We start from the raw sequence: 16,708 nt of genomic DNA, 5'->3' as shown, positions 1-16,708 counted from the left end.
CTCGCGATCGACGCCATCCTGATATAGGGTGATGTGCATCACATCCGCGGCGACCGGACCGGAGCGGCCACCCACATGACCATCCGAAATCTCGACGCGATCTTCGACCCCAAGGCGGTGGCCGTGATCGGCGCCAGCACCCGGCCAGGCAGTGTGGGGCGCATGGTGATGCGCAACCTGCTGGATGGCGGTTTCGCCGGCCCGATCATGCCCGTCAACCCGCGCTACAACTCGGTCGAAGGCGTGCTGGCCTATCGCACCATTGCCGATCTGCCGGTGACGCCCGATCTGGCGCTGATCTGCACCCCGCCCGAACAGGTGCCGGAGATGGTCCGCCAGGCGGGCCAGCGCGGCGTGCGTGCCGCGGTGCTGATCGGGGCCGGACTGGGGCGGACCTATACCGCGGGCGGCGCCTCGCTCGCCCAGGCGGCGGTGGAGGCGGCGCGACCCACGGGGCTGCGCCTGGTCGGCCCCAACACGCTGGGGCTGGTGGTGCCGAAAGTGGGGCTGAACGCCAGCTTCGCGCCCGCCCGGGTGCCGCGCGGGCGCATCGCCTTTCTGACCCAGTCGGGCGCGATCGGCACCGCGGTCATGGACCATGCCGTCGCCCACGGCATCGGCTTTTCGGCCATGATCAGCCTGGGCGACTGCCGCGATGTCGGTTTCGCCGACGTGATCGACTATCTGGCCGGCGACCCCGCCACCCGCGCGATCCTGCTTTATGTCGAAGCGATCGATTCCGCCCGCCGCTTCCTGTCGGCGGCGCGGGCGGCGGCGCGCAACAAGCCGGTGCTGGCGATCAAATCCGGCCGGGTACCGGCAGGCGCCCGCGCGGCCTTTACCCATTCCGGCGCCGCGACCGGCGAGGACGAGGTCTACGAGGCGGCGCTGCGCCGCGCCGGCATTCTGCGCGTGGGCGAGATCGACGAGCTGTTCGACGCGGTCGAGACCCTGCACCGGCTGCAGCCGCCGCGGGGCGACCGGCTGGCCATCCTGTCCAATGGCGGCGGGCCGGGGGTGATGGCGGTCGACAGCCTGGTTGCCGCCGGCGGCAGCCTGGCGGAGCTGTCGCCTGAAACCGTGGCGAAGCTGGACGGCGTGCTGCCGGGGGTGTGGTCGGGCGGCAATCCGGTCGATATCGGCGGCGACTCCGATGCGGGGCGTTATGCCGAGGCGCTGGACATCCTGCTGGAGGACAAAGGGGCCGATGCGGTGCTGGTGCTGCATGCGCCGACCGGCGTTGCCGACGGCGCCGATGTCGCCCGGGTGGTGACCAAGGCGGCGGAGCGTACCCGCCGGCCGATCCTGACCAGCTGGCTGGGCGGGCAGGGCGCGGCCCCGGCCCGCCGGGTGCTGAACGAGGCCGGCATCGCCACCTATGACACCCCCCATCACGCCGTGCGCGGCTTCATGCACCGGGTCGGCTATCGCCGGATCCAGGACATGCTGATGGAGACGCCGTCCTCGGTGCCCGAGACCTTCACGCCGGATGTCGCGGCCGCCCGGGCGGTGATTGCCGGCGCGCGGGCCCAAGGCCGCAGCCGGCTGACCGAGATCGAGGCCGGCCGGATCCTCGGCGCCTATGGCATCGCGACCATCGAGACCCGTTTCGCGGCGGATGCCGAGGCGGCGGTGGCAGCCGCCGCGGCGCTGGGCTTCCCGGCGGTGCTGAAGGTCGCCTCCAGCGGCATCACCCACAAGAGCGAGGTGGGTGGTGTGGTGGTCGACCTGCAGAATGCCGACGAGGTGCGCGGTGCCGCCGCCAGCCTGGCCGAGCGGCTGCGCACCCGCGCGCCCGGCGCGCCGCTGGACGGCTTCCTGGTTCAGCGGATGATCCGCCGGCCCCGGGCGCATGAGCTGCGGATTGCGGTGATCCACGATCCCGTCTTCGGGCCGGTGATCAGCTTCGGCCAGGGCGGTACCGCCGAAGAACTGGTCGACGACCGGGAACTGGCCCTGCCGCCGCTCAATACCGTGCTGGCGCGCGAGCTGATGATGCGCACCCGGGTGCACAAACTGCTGCTGGGTTATCGCGACCGGCCGGCAGCGGATCTGGACGAGATTTCCGGCGTTCTGATCCGCGTGGCGCAGATGGTGGTCGACCTGCCCGAGATGCGCGGCCTGGACGTCAACCCGCTGATCGCCGACGACATGGGCGTGCTGGTGCTGGATGCCCATGTCGAGGTCTTCCCCGGCAGCGGTGCCCGTGGACCGCTGGCCATCCGACCCTATCCGCTGGACCTGGTGGAGACGGTGACGATGGCCGACGGCCGCCATGCGGTGCTGCGCCCGATCCGCCCCGAAGACGAGCCCGGCCACCAGGATTTCGTCCGGCATCTGACGCCCGAGGACATCCGCTACCGCTTCTTCGGCGTGGTGCGTGAATTCAGCCACACCGAAATGGCCCGTTTCACCCAGATCGATTACGACCGCGAGATGGCCTTCATCGCCCGCACCCGCTTCGACGGCGGCGACATCCCGCCGGTGAAGCCCGGCGTGTTGCCCGATGAGACCGGCGCCGAGACCGTGGGCGTGGTGCGGGTGGTGTTCGATCCGGATGCGGTGGATGCCGAATTCGCGGTGGTGGTGCGGTCCGACCTGAAGGGCCGCGGCCTCGGCATCCGGCTGATGAACAAGGTGATCGCCTATTGCCGGGCCCGCGGCATCCACCGGATCGTGGGGCAGGTGCTGCGCGACAACCGGCCGATGCGCAAGCTGATGGTGACGCTGGGCTTCACCGTGCGCGATTCGCTGGAAGACGACGTGGTCGAAGTGGTGCTGGACCTGCGCAAGACCGCAGAGAGCCCCGCGCCGCCGGCATCGCGCTGAACCGGTGGCGCGCCGACCGGTCCTGCTGCCGCGCGGGCGGCTGATCGCCCATCGCGGCGGGGCCGCCCATGCACCCGAGAACACGCTTCAGGCCCTGGCCGGCGTGCCGATGCTCGGCACCGACTGGGCCGAAGTGGATGTGCGGCTGACCGGCTGCGGCACGCCGGTGCTGCTGCATGATCCTGATCTCGACGCCACCACCAGTGGCCGCGGGCCGCTTGCGGCCGTGGCGGCGGCAGACCTTGCCCGGATGGATGCGGCCCTGTGGTTCGGGGCAGGGGCGGTGGCTGAGCCGCCGCCGAGCCTGGCGCGCGCCCTGGCGCTGGCCGGCCGGGTCGGGCTCGGTCTCAATCTGGAACTGAAGCCGCCGGCGGAGGCGGGGGAAGAAGCGGCGCTCGGGCTGGTGACCGCCGTGGCGCGCGCGATCGAGGCCGCGCCTTTGCCCCCCGGCCGGCTGGTGGTGACCTCGACCTCGGCGGCGGTGGTGAGCCTGGCTGCCCGACTGTTGCCGACCCTGCCGGTGGGGCCCGTGCTGCGCCGGCCGGGAGATGTCGCCGTCCTGGCCGAGGTGCTCGATCTGGCGGATCTTGTGGTGGTCAACGGCCGCCGCTTCGGCCCGCGCGCGATCAGGACATTGCGCAGCCGCGCCGATCCGCCGCTGGTGCTGGTCTACGGCACCGACAGCCGCCGCCGCCTGCGCCGGCTGATCCGGGCCGGGGCCGCCGCCGCGATCGTCGATGCCCCCGACCGCATCCTGGGCGCCCCGCTGCCCACCCCGCTTCTGCCGGTCTGGCTGCGCCGGCTGCGGAACCGGTGGTCGGGGAAAGGTTGAGGACCAGGGGGCTGCCGTCAGGCGGTGTTGTTTCCGTCAGACCGCGGGAGACCCGCTTCATCGTACAGAAAATCCTGACTGCGGGCCGCGGTCGGTCCCACTGTCGCTTTTGCTGAAGCTGCGACGCGAAGTTTCTGGAGCAGGGTGCGGCGCGACCGGGTTGTGGCGGTGCCTGCCTCATCATCTTTGTTCAGTGCCGGAAAGGGCATGCGGTGCCTCTGCGTCGAGCCGCTGCGGATATGATCCTGTCGGATATAAGAACATGGCAGGGGGCGGGACGACAGAGCCTTATGCCTTACGGCACCCCGTTGCTGTGCCCCTGGCGCAACACGCCCCCCAGGCGGAGCATGGCGGCCTCGATCTCGTGGGCGGCGAGGGAGGCGTAGCCCAGCAGCCAGCCGGGGCGGGCGCCGGGGCCGATATGCAGGCGGCCGAGGCCCGGCAGCACAAGCCCGGCTGCGGCGGCGCGGGCGATGGTATCGGCTTCCGGCCAGCCGGGCTCCAGGAAACAGGGGATCTGCAGGCCGCCGGCCGGGCGGGTGGCGGTGGCGATGCCGTCCAGATGCCGGGTGATGGCATCGAGCATCACCTGCCGGCGGCCGGCATAGAGTTTGCGCATGGCCCGGATATGGGCATTGTAATGCCCGTCGGCCATGAAGCGGGCGAGGGTGAGCTGCTGCAGCTGCGGGGTGTGGCCGTCGATGATGCTGCGGGCGCGGGTGAAGGCCTCGACCAGAGTCGGGGGCAGGGCCATATAGCCGAGCCGCAGACCGGGATAGAGCGTCTTGGCGAAGGTGCCGATATAGATCGTCCGCCGCTCGCGGTCGAGGCCCTGGACGCAGGCGGTCGGCAGACCGTCATAGTGGAACTCGCTGTCGTAATCGTCTTCGATGATCCAGCCACCGGTCTCTGCGGCCCAGGCGATCAGGTCGATCCGGCGGTCCAGCGACAGCGTGGCGCCGGTCGGATACTGGTGTGACGGCGTGACATAGACGCAGGCCGCACCGCTCTGATCGGCCCTGACCAGGTCGGCCCGGATGCCCCGGGCATCGACCGGGATCGGCACGATCCGCGCCTCGGCGGCCTCGAAGGCCTTGCGGGCGCCGAAATAGCCGGGATTCTCCATCAGGATCGGCCCGCCGGCATCGACCAGAAGCTGGGCGCAGAGATAGAGCGCCTGGCGGGTGCTGCTCAGCACCAGGATCTGGTCTGCCGCCACCCCGGCGCCGCGCTCCAGGGTGAGATAGGCGGCGATCGCCTCGCGCAGCGGTGCGGCCCCCTGCGGGTCGCCATGCAGCAGGATGCCGTCGCGATGGTCGCGGATCACCCGGCGTTGCAGGCGTTCCCAGATCTCGGTCGGGAAGGTGCAGGTCTCGGGCAGGCCGGTCACGAACGGGCGGACCGCGCGCTGGTCGGTCACGCCGCCGCTTTCCAGGACCCTCCGGCCGCGCCGGCTCAGCCCGGCTCCGCCGGCCGGGCCATGTGGCGCCTGCGCCTGCCGGCGGAGCCGGCGGCGGGCAGCCCCTTCGAGATCGGCACCAAGGGTTGGCGAGACATAGCTGCCCGAGCCTTCGCGCCGGATGATGAAGCCGTCGCGATGCAGCTGGACATAGGCATTCTCAACCGTGTCGCGGGCGATGCCGAGCGAGGCCGCCAGCCGGCGGCTGGCCGGCAGCTTCATGCCGGGAGCCAGGGCGCCGTCGAGGATCAACCCGCTCAACGCCCGCTGGATGCGTTGATGCAGGTCCAGGCGCTGCATGTCGGCATCCGCCAGACGGATCTTCAGCGTGTCGAGTTCGAAGGTTTTCAGGGCGTGCGGCTTCACTGACAGGGGCGCCGGCAAGCATGGCGCGATACCCGGACATTCTATGCAGCCGCAGGGATCGGCGCCATCGGCATGCACATTCGCGGCACCCGGGCAAAGTGGTCTGGCCATCTCTCTGAAAGTGTCCGGGCTCAACCCGCCATTGGCGCGCTACGAGAAGGCGCCGCCCCCGAGCGGGCGGTCCCGTCGTTACGGAGGATCCCCGACGCCATGCGCTCATCCGCTCAGTCGCGCGCCATCGGCCCCGCCGACCTCGTCCATCCGGTCGTGGCCGGTCTCGTCTCGGTCATCGTCAATTACGGCGGGACCTTCATTCTGGTCTTCCAGGCAGCCCGCGTGGCCGGGCTCGACCCGGCACTGACGGCCTCGTGGGTGTGGTCGGTCTCGATCGGCGTGGGCATCACCGGGCTCATTCTCAGCTGGCGGTTCCGGGCCCCGATCATCACCGCCTGGTCGACCCCGGCCGCCGCCTTCCTGGTGGTGGCACTGCAGACCACGCCCTATGCCGAGGCCGTCGGCGCCTATCTGATCTCGGCGGCGGGCTTCGTGCTGCTTGGCCTGTCCGGCTGTTTCGACAGGGTGATCCGGCTGATCCCGCCGGGGGTGGCTGCCGGTCTGCTCGCCGGCATCCTCCTCCAGTTCGGTATCGGCGCCTTCGGCGGCATGAGCATCGACCCGCTGCTCGCCGGGCTGCTGATCCTGGCCTATGTGACGATCAAACGCTTCACTGCCCGCTATGCAGTGGTCGGCATTCTGGTGCTTGGCCTCGGATTCCTGCTCGTTCAGGGGCGGGTGGATCTGGAGGGGCTGGAGCTTGCGGTCGCAGCCCCCGTCTTCACCATGCCGGCCTTTTCGCTCAACGCCCTGCTGTCCGTGGCCCTGCCGCTGTTCCTGATCACCCTGACCGGGCAGTACATGCCGGGCATGCTGGTGCTGCGCAATGACGGCTACCGGACCAGCGCCAGCCCGATCGTGACCGTCACCGGGATCGGCTCGCTGCTGATGGCGCCCTTCGGCTCCCATGCCTTCAATCTGGCGGCGATCACGGCGGCGATCTGCACGGGCCCCGAGGCGCATGAAGACCCCTCGAAACGCTGGGTCGCCGGTATCGCGGCGGGGGTGGCCTATATTCTGGTCGGCGTGTTCGGTGTGACCCTGGCGGCCGTCTTCATGGCCCTGCCTGCAACCTTCATCACCACCCTCGCCGGGCTTGCCCTGCTGGGCACGATCGGCGGCAGTCTGGCTTCGGCGCTTGCCGATCCGGCGGGCCGCGAGGCGGCGCTGATCACTTTCCTGGCGGCCGCCGCCAACATCACCATGCTCGGCATCGGCGGTGCCTTCTGGGGATTGCTGATCGGGCTTCTGGCCCATCTGGCGCTCGACCGCCGTGGCCGCGGCCCGGCTGCCCGGCCGATCACGCCCCCGGCCTCGCAGGAAGGAGCGGCCCGGTGATTCATCCCCGCACCGATCCGGCGACCGACGCTGACACCGGGACCGCCTGTCTGATGCAGACCTATGCCCGTCTGCCCGTGGCCTTCGTGCGCGGCCGGGGCATGCAGCTTCAGGACGAAGCGGGCGTCGACTATCTCGACGCCATCTCGGGCGTCGCCGTCACCAATCTGGGCCATGCCCATCCCGAGATCACGGCGGCAATCGCCGATCAGGCGGCGCAACTGCTGCACACCTCCAACCTGTTCCGCATCCCCTGGCAGGAAGAGCTGGGCCGCAGGCTCTGTGCGCTTGCAGGGATGAGCCGGGCCTTTTTCTGCAATTCCGGCGCCGAGGCCAATGAGGCGGCGCTGAAACTCGCCCGGCTGCATGCCGCCGCGATGCGGGTGGCGGCGCCGCAGGTGGTGGTGATGGAGGGGGCCTTCCATGGCCGCACCCTCGCCACCCTGGCGGCCACCGGCAATCCGGCGGTACAGCGAGGCTTTGAACCGCTGATGCCGGGCTTCCTGCGCGTGCCCTATGACGATATCGACGCCGTTCACCGGCTCGCCGACCAACAGCCCGGTATCGTGGCGGTGCTTCTGGAACCGGTGCAGGGGGAGGGCGGGGTACACCCGGCCTCCGCCGCCTATCTGCGGGCGCTGCGCGCCCTTGCCGACCGGCACGGCTGGCTGCTGATGATCGACGAGGTCCAGACCGGCATGGGGCGCACGGGAACCTGGTTCGGATACCAGCATGCCGGCATCACCCCTGATGTGATCACGCTGGCCAAGGGTCTGGGCAACGGTGTTGCGATCGGCGCCTGCCTGGCACGCGGTCCCGCGGCGGCGCTGTTCTCCCCCGGCCATCACGCGTCGACCTTCGGCGGCAACCCGCTGGCCTGCCGGGTGGGCTGTGCCGTGATCGACGTCATGACCCGCGACCGGCTGCCCGAGCGGGCGGCGATGCTGGGAGACCGGCTGCTTGCCGGATTGAAGCAGGCGCTTGCCGGCCATCCACGGGTGGTTGCCATCCGCGGGATCGGCCTGATGGCCGGTATCGAACTGGATCGCCCCTGCGGTCATCTGGTCGGCCGGGCTCTGCTGGAGGAACGGCTGCTGATCACCGTCACCCGCGCCACCACCATCCGCCTGCTGCCACCGCTGATCGCAGGTGCGGCGGAGATCGACGAGGTGATCGTCCGCCTGGCCCGTCTGCTGGCCACCGTCGACTGACCCTGCCCCCCGGACAGATGGGAGCCCCGCCATGTACGATCCGTCCATCCGCCTTGCCGATGTCGATCCCGAACTTGCCCGGGCGATCGCCTCTGAGGAAGATCGTCAGGAAGATCATGTCGAGCTGATCGCCTCGGAAAACTACGCAAGCCCGCTTGTGATGGCGGTGCAGAACTCGGTCTTCACCAACAAATATGCCGAGGGCTATCCCGGCCGGCGCTTCTACAGCGGCTGCCAGAATGTCGATGTTGCCGAACGGCTGGCAATCGATCGGGCAAAGACCCTGTTCGACTGCGACTATGCCAACGTTCAGCCTCATGCCGGCGCCCAGGCCAGTGCGGCGATCTTCCTGGCGCTGGTGCGGCCCGGCGACACGGTGATGGGGATGAACCTGTCCCAGGGCGGCCATCTGACCCACGGCAACCCGGCCAATTTCTCGGGCCGCCACTATCGGATCGTGCCCTACGGGCTCAATCCCGAAACCGGGCTGATCGACTATGACGACATGGCCCGCATCGCCCGCGAGACCCGGCCACGGATGCTGATCGGCGGCTTCTCGGCCTATTCCCGGCGCAAGGACTGGGCGCGTATGCGGGCGATCGCCGACGAGGTCGAGGCGATCTTCTGGGTCGATATGGCCCATGTCGCCGGCCTGGTGGCGGCGGGTGAATATCCCGACCCCCTGCCACATGCCCATGTCGTGACCAGCACCACCCACAAGACCCTGCGCGGCCCCCGCGGCGGGCTGATCCTGGCGAAGGGGCAGGGGGAGGATTTCTGTCGCAAGCTCGACGGTGCGGTCTTTCCCGGCACCCAGGGCGGGCCGGCCATGCATGTGATCGCGGCCAAGGCGGTGGCGTTCAGGGAGGCGCTGTCGCCCGGGTTCCGGACCTATCAGAAGCAGGTTCTGGCCAATGCCCGGGCGATGGCCCGGGTGATCATGGAGCGCGGCTACCGGATCGTCTCGGGCGGGACCGACAATCACATGATGCTGATCGATCTCTCGGACCGCCCGTTCACCGGCCGCGATGCCGATGCCGCGCTGGCCGATGCCTGGATCACCGCCAACAAGAACGCCGTGCCCGGTGATCCGCGCTCCCCTTTCGTCACCTCGGGCCTGCGTATCGGCACGCCCGCCGTCACCACCCGCGGCTTCGGCATCGCCGAGTGCGAGGCCCTGGCGGGCTGGCTGGCCGATGTGCTCGACGCGCTGGGAACGGGCGCAGCCCCGACCGTCCGCGACCGGGTTCGGGAACAGGTCGTCACGCTCTGCCGCCGCTACCCGGTCTATCGCCCTGCCATACATAACGCTCGTTAAGGAAACGCCAGATGATCGTCGTGACTTTCGAACTCGAAGCCGTGCCCGGACAGAATCAGACCTACGTGAACATGGTGAACCGGTTACAGCCCATGCTGCAGAAGATGGAGGGCTTCATCTCCGTAGAGTGCTTTCAAAGCACGCTCCATCCGGCCAAGGTGATGTCGGTGACGATCTGGGAGGACGAGGAGGCGGTCCTGCGCTGGCGCAATCTCGACCCTCATCTTTCGGCACAGAAGGCTGGGCGCGACCGGATCTTTCACGACTACCACGTGCGGGTGATGACCGTGCTCAGGGATTACGGCCTGCACCAGCGGGCCGAGGCGCCGGAGGACAGCCTGATCGGTCGTCACTGACCGGCCGCGGCCTCCAGCATCCGTGGGGTGACGAAGCGGATCAGCCGGGCCGCACCCGGCTGCCATCCCGCGTTCTCGAGATCGAGAACGGCGAGGGCGGCGGTCGGGAATTTGGCGGCGAGCGCCGCGCGGGCCTCGTCGTCGCCTGCGGTTGCCATGGCGGCTGCCAGCTCGTGCAGGCCGGGGTTGTGGCCGACCACCATCACCGACGGGTGATCGGCCGCCCGGGCGCGGACCACGGCCAGGATGGCGGCCGGGGTGGCATGGTAGAGCTCGCGGTCGTGAACCACGCGGCCGGCGGGGAAGGCGCCGGCCTCGACCATGCGCTCCACCGTTTCGCGCGTGCGGCGGGCGGTGGAGCAGAGCACCAGATCCGGGGCCGCTTCGGCCACCGGTTTGGCCATCAGCCGGGCGGCGGTGCGGCCGCGGCGGTTGAGCGGCCGGTCGTGGTCGGCGAGGGCGGGATCGTCCCAGGCCGATTTGGCATGGCGGAGCAGGATCAGGCGCGGCATCCGGGGGCAGTCTCCCTGGGGCGTGGGGGCCGCGGTCCGATCCGCGGGCTCAGGCGCGAAATGGCATCTCGATCATGCATCCGCAACAAAGATCCGCTATCGTGATTGTCGTTTTTCACGCCAGAGACCCCGCCCAGGAGAGCCATCTTGCCGACCACCCCCCGCGCCGCGCAGCCTGTCACCGAAACCGACGCCGCCGCGGCCCCGGCGGTGGAAACGGCCGTCGAGGCCGGGGTACCCGAGACCTTGAGCGAAACGGCGGCGGCCGAAGCGGCTGCGGCGGCAGGTGCCGCGAGCGTCGTGCCGAGCTCCGGAGAAAGTGCAGCCGAGGTCGAGGCCCGGGCGGTGGCGGCGGCGACGGTGGCGGTGGAGCCTGCGGCAGCCCCGGCCCCGGCGGCAAGCCGGCCGGCGCGCGGTCAGCGGCGGATCGACATCACCTCGCCCCAGCGCTTCATCAACCGCGAGCTGTCGTGGCTGGCCTTCAACAATCGTGTCCTGGAAGAGAGCTGGAACACCCGCCATCCGCTGCTGGAGCGGGTGCGTTTCCTGTCGATCTCTGCCAACAACCTGGATGAGTTCTACATGGTCCGCGTGGCGGGCCTGTGGAGCCAGGTGGAGATGGGCATCGAGCTGATCGGCCAGGACGGGCTGACACCCGCCCAGCAGCTGCGCCAGATCCGCCAGCGCACCCATGATACGATGCGCGAGCAGCAGCGGTCGGTGCGCATGCTGCGCCGGGAGCTGAAGGAGCAGGGCATCCGGGTGGTTTCGCCGTCGGAGCTGACCAAGAAGGAGCGGGTCTGGCTGGACGAGCATTTCCGCAACCAGATCTTCCCGGTGCTGACCCCGCTCGCCGTCGATCCGGCGCATCCTTTCCCCTTCATCCCGAATGGCGGTCTGGCGCTGGTGCTGGAGCTGCGCCGCAAGGCCGACGGCACGATGATGAATGCCCTGGTCCGCCTGCCGGCCCAGGTCGGCCGCTTCGTGCGGCTGCCGGAAACCGACGAGGTCCGGATGATCGGCATCGAGGACACGATCCTGCTGCTGATCGACGGCCTGTTCCCGGGCTATGACGTCATCGCCTCGGGCGAGTTCCGGGTGCTGCGCGACAGCGATCTGGAAATCGAGGAAGAGGCCGAAGACCTGGTCCGGCTGTTCGAGAGCGCGCTGAAGCGCCGCCGTCGCGGCAGCGTGATCCATCTTGAGATCGACGACGAGATGCCGGAAGGCCTGCGCAATTTCGTGTCGGGCCAACTGGGGGTGAAGAGCCCCGATATGGTGGTGGTGACCGCCATGCCCGGCATGGCCGATATCCGCCAGCTGATCATCGACGACCGGCCGGACCTGAAGTTCCAGAGCTTCAACAGCCGCTTTCCTGAGCGGATCCGCGAACATGGCGGCGACTGTTTTGCGGCGATCCGCCAGAAGGACATGATCGTCCACCATCCTTACGAGAGCTTCGACGTGGTGGTGCAGTTCCTGCGCCAGGCGGCGATGGATCCGAATGTGGTGGCGATCAAGCAGACGCTCTATCGCACCAGCAATGACAGCCCGATCGTGAAGGCGCTGGTCGCCGCCGCCGAGGCCGGCAAGTCGGTGACCGCCCTGGTCGAGCTGAAGGCCCGCTTCGACGAGGAGGCCAATATCCGCTGGGCGCGCGACCTGGAGCGTGCGGGCGTGCAGGTGGTCTACGGCTTCATCTCGCTCAAGACCCACGCCAAGCTGAGCCTGGTGGTCCGGCGCGAAGGCGAGGGGCTGACGACCTATGTTCATTTCGGCACCGGCAACTATCATCCGATCACGGCCAAGATCTATACCGACCTGTCGTTCTTCACCGACGATCAGGCGCTGTGCCGTGATGCGGCCTATCTGTTCAACTACCTGACCGGCTATGCCGAGCCGTCACATTTCGAGAAGATCGCGGTCAGCCCGCGCGGCGTGCGCCTGCGTCTGCTGGAGCATATCGACGGCGAGATCGCCAATGCCCAGGCCGGCCGGCCGGCGGCGATCTGGGCCAAGATGAACAGCCTGGTCGACCCGCTGATCATCGATGCGCTCTACCGCGCCTCGCAGGCGGGTGTGGAGATCGATCTGATCATCCGCGGCATCTGCTGCCTGCGTCCGGGTGTGCCGGGGCTGTCGGAGCGCATCCGGGTGAAGAGCATCGTGGGGCGCTTCCTGGAGCACAGCCGCATCGTCTGCTTCGGCAACGGCCAGCCGCTGCCGTCGCCCCAGGCGAAACTGTTCATTTCTTCGGCGGACTGGATGCCGCGCAATTTCGACCGGCGGGTGGAAACCCTGGTGCCGATCGAGAACCCGACCGTGCACCAGCAGGTGCTGGACCAGATCATGGTCGCCAATCTGAAGGACACGCTCCAGAGCTGGACGCTCGGTCCCGACGGCGTGTATAAGCGCATGGCCCCGGTTGGCGAGGGCTTCTCGGCGCATACCTATTTCATGACCAATCCCAGCCTGTCGGGCCGGGGCAAGGCGCTGCGGAAGCGGGGGGAAGTGCCCCACCTGTCGCTGACCTGATGTCGGTGATCCGCCCTCTCTGAGCTGGGCCTCGCTGAGCCGGCGGGCCGGCCGCGCTGCCCGCGGCCGCCGACAGGTAGTACGGACCGCACACCCCAAGCGGACGGAGTGGATGAGCGAACGGGTATTCCCGACCACGGCCGGCACCGATGCGGCGCCGGATCTGCGTCTTCCCGGCAACGGCCCGCGCCGCCTGGGCGTGATCGATATCGGCTCGAACTCGCTGCGGCTGGTGATCTTCGACGGGCTGAAGCGCATGCCGCAGCCCATTTTCAATGAAAAGGCGCTGTGCGCGCTGGGCGCCGGTGTGGCCGATACCGGCCGGCTGGATCCCGAACGGGCCGAGGCCGCGGCGCTGGCCCTGCGCCGCTTCGCGGCGATCGGTCGCGAGCTTGCCGGCGAGGCGATCATTGCGGTTGCGACCGCCGCCGTGCGTGATGCCGCCGACGGCGCCGCCTTCATCCAGCGGGTGGAGCGTGAGTGCGGGATCCCGATCCGGATCGTCACCGGTGTCGAAGAGGCGACCCTCTCCGCCCTGGGCGTTCTGTCGTCGGAGCCCGAGGCCGACGGGCTGGTCGCCGATCTGGGCGGCGGCTCGCTGGAGCTGGTGCGGGTGGAGCAGGGCGCCGTCGGCCGCCAGATCACCCTGCCCGTGGGCGCGCTGCGCCTGGCGGCCCGCGGTTCCGATGCCCGGGCCTGGACCGAGGCGGTGGACAAGGCGCTCGACGACGCCCCCTGGGCGGCAGAGGCGGCCGGACGCGGGCTCTATCTGGTCGGCGGAGGCTGGCGTGCCATCGCGCGGGTCCATATCGCCGAGACCCGCCACCCGATCGCAGCGATCCACCGCTACACGCTCGACATGACCCAGACCCTGGCGCTGGCCGACAAGGTGATGGGCATGAAGCCCGCCGATCTCGCCCGACTGAAGGCGGCGCCGGCCCGGCGGCTGGCGACCCTGCCCCATGCCGCGGCGGCACTTGCCGGGCTGGTGCGGCGGGTGAAGCCTTCGGAGGTGGTGTTCTCGACCTACGGCCTGCGCGAGGGCGTGCTCTACGAGAACCTGCCGGCAGCGCTCAGGGCGGCCGATCCGCTGATGGCCGCCTGCCGCGACATCGCCGATCAGCATTCGGGCTTCGGCGCCTATGGCGACCGGGTCCATGACTGGATCGCGCCGCTGTTCCCCGACGAGACACCGAACGATCTGCGCCTGCGGCACGCCGCCTGCCTGCTGTCTGAAATCGCCATCGCCGCCCATCCCGACCGACGGGCCGATCATGCGATCGAAGAGATCCTGACCATGCCCTTCCTGCCGCTGCGCCACCGCGAACGCGCTTTCCTGGCGCTGGCGGTCTATGCGCGCTATGCCGGCAACATCACCGGGCTGCATGCCCGGCCGGCGCGCGATCTGCTCGACCAGCCGGCTCAGGCCCGCGCCCGGCTGATCGGCCTGGCCTTGCGGCTGGGGGACACCTTCTCGGGCTGTGCCCCGGCTTTGCTCGACCGGGGGGAGCTGGAGCTGACGCCCCAGGCACTGACGCTGCGTGCCCGCGCAGGCGGGCGCGACCTGATGGGTGAGGTGGTGGAACGCCGTCTGGAGGCCGTCGCCAAGGTGATGCGCCGCCGCTGGCGGATGGCGGCCGAGGCCGCCTGAGCCCTCTGGCGCCCAACCACTCAGATCCCCGGCCCCTCAGGCTCCCTGGCGGATCACCCCGACGACCAGCTCTGCCGCGCCATCGAGCACGAATTGTGCGGCGAGGGCCGCCAGCAGGATGCCCAGAACCCGGCTGATCACCGCCGCTGCGGTCTCGCCGATCAGGCGGTTCAGCCGGCCGGCGATCAGCAGCGCGCCCAGCGTCGAGGCCAGAACCAGGGCCAGGATGCCCAGCACCAGCAGCGTCGCCACCCAGTCGCCCCCGGCACGGGTGGTGAGCAGCAGGGTGGAGGTGATGGCACCGGGCCCCGCGATCAGCGGGATGGCCAGCGGGAAGACCGAGACGTCCTCGTGCTCGTGTTCGAAAGCCTCCTCCAGAAGTTCGGGGGCGGCGAAGGCGGATTCGGCTGCCAGCATGGCTGCGGCGCCGGCCTGGGTGTCGGCGGCATGGGCGGCTTCGACCTGACGCTTGCGCCGTTCGGTGCGCCGCTCGAAGACCATGTCGAAGGCGATGACGAACAGCAGGATGCCGCCTGCCACCCGGAAGGCATCGAGCGAGACGCCGATCGCATTCAGCAGCGCCTCGCCGCCCAGCGCGAAGCCGAGCAGCACCAGCCCGCCCACGATCACGCCGCGACAGGCCATCCGGCGGCGCTGCGCCTCGGTATGCTCGCGGGTGAGCGCGCCGTACATCGGCGCCAGCCCGACCGGATCGATCACCACGAACAGGGTGACGAAGGCACTGATCGCCAGTTCCAGCATCGCACTCTCCCTTGGAGGCTGCGCGGCAGCCGCGCCGTCAGACCGACGATGTCACGGGGCATGTGACGGTCGCAACCCTGCCGCGGGCGCGCCGTCGGATCAGATCCGGGTGGGGGATCAGTTCAGGCGATGGGGCGGGACAGTCGCGTATTCCGTGGGCGGCGGGGTCGGGCCCGACTGGTGGTGCACGATCTTCCAGGCCCCGTCCTCGCGCGCCAGCAGGTTGGTTGCGATCAGGACCGCGTCGTTGATCCGCTCATAGGCCAGGATGCGCGCGGTGCTGTCGTAGATGGTGACGTCGATCAGATCGACCGCAAGTGCCGGGGCCGAGGCATTGGCCAGGATCGTCCGCCAGCTGGTCATCACCGCCTCGCGCCCCACCAGCGCGCCCCAGCCGGGATGAATGCAGGCGATCGGCAGCCGCGCCGCCCAGATCCCCTGCATGGCGGCGAAATCGCGGGTTGCGAAGGCCTCGTAGAAGGCGGCATGGGCACGCAGCAGGGCCTGGATATCGGCCCGCTGCCGGGTCTCGGTCTCGTCGCTCATCGGTTGCGTTGTCCTTGGCCGGCGTGATGTCCCGGGCATCCTGCCCCGATCGGATGATTGCACCCGAAAGGGATCTGATCCAGGCTCGGCGGCAGTGCCGACACCCCCGCCGCACGATCCTGATGCCAGGGAGCCCGCATGTCATCCGCAAGTCCTGTCCCGGCCCACGAACTGCTTCTGCCAGAGGACGGCCCCGTGCGGCGGCTGGTGGTTCTGCTCCATGGCTATGGTGGCGACGGCCGCGAGATGATGGCGCTTGCCCGGCGCATGGCCCGGCGCATGACCACGGCGGCCTTCTTCTGCCCCGATGGCGGCGAGACCTGCCCGGACGGGGTGAGCGGCCGGCAATGGTTCTCCACCCCCGGCTTCCGTCCCGGCTGGGTGGCGGGCGATCCGGCGGCGATGCCGCCCGAGGATGCCGCGGGCCATGTCCTGATGGGCCGGAACGCCGCGGCCGCCTGCCCGGCGCTGGAGGAACGGATCGGGGGCCTGGTCGCCCGCCTGGAGGTGCCGGCCGAGGCGACCGCCTTCGCCGGCTTCTCGCAGGGGCAGATGATGTCGCTGGCCATGATGACGGCGCGCCTGGCTGCCGGGCAACCGGCACCGGCTGCGGTGGTCGGGTTCTCGGGCACGCTGCTTGGCGTGCTGCCGGATCTGCCGGATACGAGCCCCAGGCCGGCGGTCATGCTGGTTCATGGCGAGGCCGACGACGTGGTGCCCTTCGCCTCGGCCCGGTGGGTGCAGGCGCGGCTTGGGACGGCCGGCTTCCCTGTCCGGCTTCTGGCCCGGCCGGGGCTGGATCACCGGGTCGATTTCGCCGGGCTTGCGGCGGCGACCGCTTTCCTCGACGATCACCTGCCGCAGTGAGCCATCCGACCG

Annotated in this window: 13 protein-coding genes; 9 read left to right on the top strand and 4 right to left on the bottom strand. The window is 69.7% G+C overall.

The window, feature by feature from the left end:
- Nucleotides 1-75 precede the first annotated feature (75 nt).
- Nucleotides 76-2,829, top strand: coding sequence for a bifunctional acetate--CoA ligase family protein/GNAT family N-acetyltransferase (locus P7L68_RS26660; protein WP_372002834.1), 2,754 nt, complete (start codon nucleotides 76-78; stop codon nucleotides 2,827-2,829).
- A gap of 4 nt (nucleotides 2,830-2,833) precedes the next feature.
- Nucleotides 2,834-3,661 (top strand): glycerophosphodiester phosphodiesterase family protein, encoded by an 828-nt coding sequence (locus P7L68_RS26655; RefSeq protein WP_372002832.1) that lies wholly within the window; start codon nucleotides 2,834-2,836, stop codon nucleotides 3,659-3,661.
- Between the two features lie 295 nt (nucleotides 3,662-3,956).
- On the opposite strand, the gene P7L68_RS26650 is transcribed toward P7L68_RS26655, so the two are convergent.
- Complete coding sequence (locus P7L68_RS26650) at nucleotides 3,957-5,420, bottom strand: PLP-dependent aminotransferase family protein (RefSeq protein WP_372006975.1); 1,464 nt, start codon at nucleotides 5,418-5,420, stop codon at nucleotides 3,957-3,959.
- Nucleotides 5,421-5,696: 276 nt separating this feature from the next.
- On the opposite strand from P7L68_RS26650, the gene P7L68_RS26645 reads away from it, so the two are divergent.
- The 4 genes from P7L68_RS26645 to P7L68_RS26630 are packed head-to-tail and all read left to right on the top strand — an operon-like array spanning nucleotide 5,697 to nucleotide 9,823.
- Nucleotides 5,697-6,938, top strand: coding sequence for a benzoate/H(+) symporter BenE family transporter (locus P7L68_RS26645; protein WP_372002830.1), 1,242 nt, complete (start codon nucleotides 5,697-5,699; stop codon nucleotides 6,936-6,938).
- A 53-nt stretch (nucleotides 6,939-6,991) separates the two neighbouring features.
- Complete coding sequence (locus tag P7L68_RS26640) at nucleotides 6,992-8,149, top strand: aspartate aminotransferase family protein (protein ID WP_372006972.1); 1,158 nt, start codon at nucleotides 6,992-6,994, stop codon at nucleotides 8,147-8,149.
- Nucleotides 8,150-8,180: 31 nt separating this feature from the next.
- The gene (gene glyA / locus P7L68_RS26635; protein ID WP_372002828.1) at nucleotides 8,181-9,467 is read left to right on the top strand and encodes a serine hydroxymethyltransferase; all 1,287 of its coding nucleotides are present in this window, start codon (nucleotides 8,181-8,183) and stop codon (nucleotides 9,465-9,467) included.
- An 11-nt stretch (nucleotides 9,468-9,478) separates the two neighbouring features.
- Nucleotides 9,479-9,823: an antibiotic biosynthesis monooxygenase gene (locus P7L68_RS26630; protein ID WP_372002826.1), complete on the top strand. Its 345-nt coding sequence runs from the start codon at nucleotides 9,479-9,481 to the stop codon at nucleotides 9,821-9,823.
- Here the strand turns inward: P7L68_RS26630 and P7L68_RS26625 are convergent.
- Nucleotides 9,817-10,335, bottom strand: coding sequence for a histidine phosphatase family protein (locus P7L68_RS26625; RefSeq protein WP_372002824.1), 519 nt, complete (start codon nucleotides 10,333-10,335; stop codon nucleotides 9,817-9,819). The two genes, P7L68_RS26630 and P7L68_RS26625, sit on opposite strands and share 7 nt — an antisense overlap.
- 147 nt (nucleotides 10,336-10,482) lie before the next feature.
- Here P7L68_RS26625 and P7L68_RS26620 point away from each other — a divergent pair, with 147 nt between their 5' ends.
- Together P7L68_RS26620 and P7L68_RS26615 are read left to right on the top strand one after the other, a co-directional pair.
- Nucleotides 10,483-12,870: an RNA degradosome polyphosphate kinase gene (locus P7L68_RS26620; protein ID WP_372002822.1), complete on the top strand. Its 2,388-nt coding sequence runs from the start codon at nucleotides 10,483-10,485 to the stop codon at nucleotides 12,868-12,870.
- 112 nt (nucleotides 12,871-12,982) lie between these two features.
- On the top strand, nucleotides 12,983-14,521 hold the full coding sequence (locus tag P7L68_RS26615) for a hypothetical protein (protein WP_372002820.1): 1,539 nt from the start codon (nucleotides 12,983-12,985) through the stop codon (nucleotides 14,519-14,521).
- A gap of 36 nt (nucleotides 14,522-14,557) precedes the next feature.
- Here the strand turns inward: P7L68_RS26615 and P7L68_RS26610 are convergent, their stop codons facing one another.
- On the bottom strand, nucleotides 14,558-15,283 hold the full coding sequence (locus P7L68_RS26610; RefSeq protein WP_372002818.1) for a MarC family protein: 726 nt from the start codon (nucleotides 15,281-15,283) through the stop codon (nucleotides 14,558-14,560).
- A 117-nt stretch (nucleotides 15,284-15,400) separates the two neighbouring features.
- A complete protein-coding gene (locus tag P7L68_RS26605; protein ID WP_372002817.1) occupies nucleotides 15,401-15,829 on the bottom strand; it encodes a nuclear transport factor 2 family protein in 429 nt (142 codons plus the stop codon).
- A 138-nt stretch (nucleotides 15,830-15,967) separates the two neighbouring features.
- Here P7L68_RS26605 and P7L68_RS26600 point away from each other — a divergent pair, with 138 nt between their 5' ends.
- Entirely contained in the window at nucleotides 15,968-16,696 is a 729-nt protein-coding gene (locus tag P7L68_RS26600; RefSeq protein WP_372002815.1) for an alpha/beta hydrolase, read from the top strand.
- Nucleotides 16,697-16,708: the final 12 nt, after the last annotated feature.

Source organism: Tistrella mobilis, from assembly GCF_041468085.1.
Classification (GTDB): domain Bacteria; phylum Pseudomonadota; class Alphaproteobacteria; order Tistrellales; family Tistrellaceae; genus Tistrella; species Tistrella mobilis_A.
The sequence above is the reverse complement of the archived record's forward strand: the minus strand, read 5'-3'. Positions and strand labels throughout refer to the sequence as shown.

Coding starts and splice junctions, on each gene's coding strand:
- P7L68_RS26605 (WP_372002817.1), bottom strand. CDS start 15,829: ATGAGCGACGAGACCGAGACCCGGCAGCGGGCCGATATCCAGGCCCTG.
- P7L68_RS26625 (WP_372002824.1), bottom strand. CDS start 10,335: ATGCCGCGCCTGATCCTGCTCCGCCATGCCAAATCGGCCTGGGACGAT.
- P7L68_RS26640 (WP_372006972.1), top strand. CDS start 6,992: ATGCAGACCTATGCCCGTCTGCCCGTGGCCTTCGTGCGCGGCCGGGGC.
- P7L68_RS26600 (WP_372002815.1), top strand. CDS start 15,968: ATGTCATCCGCAAGTCCTGTCCCGGCCCACGAACTGCTTCTGCCAGAG.
- P7L68_RS26615 (WP_372002820.1), top strand. CDS start 12,983: ATGAGCGAACGGGTATTCCCGACCACGGCCGGCACCGATGCGGCGCCG.
- P7L68_RS26650 (WP_372006975.1), bottom strand. CDS start 5,420: ATGCAGCGCCTGGACCTGCATCAACGCATCCAGCGGGCGTTGAGCGGG.
- P7L68_RS26645 (WP_372002830.1), top strand. CDS start 5,697: ATGCGCTCATCCGCTCAGTCGCGCGCCATCGGCCCCGCCGACCTCGTC.
- P7L68_RS26630 (WP_372002826.1), top strand. CDS start 9,479: ATGATCGTCGTGACTTTCGAACTCGAAGCCGTGCCCGGACAGAATCAG.
- P7L68_RS26610 (WP_372002818.1), bottom strand. CDS start 15,283: ATGCTGGAACTGGCGATCAGTGCCTTCGTCACCCTGTTCGTGGTGATC.
- P7L68_RS26660 (WP_372002834.1), top strand. CDS start 76: ATGACCATCCGAAATCTCGACGCGATCTTCGACCCCAAGGCGGTGGCC.
- glyA (WP_372002828.1), top strand. CDS start 8,181: ATGTACGATCCGTCCATCCGCCTTGCCGATGTCGATCCCGAACTTGCC.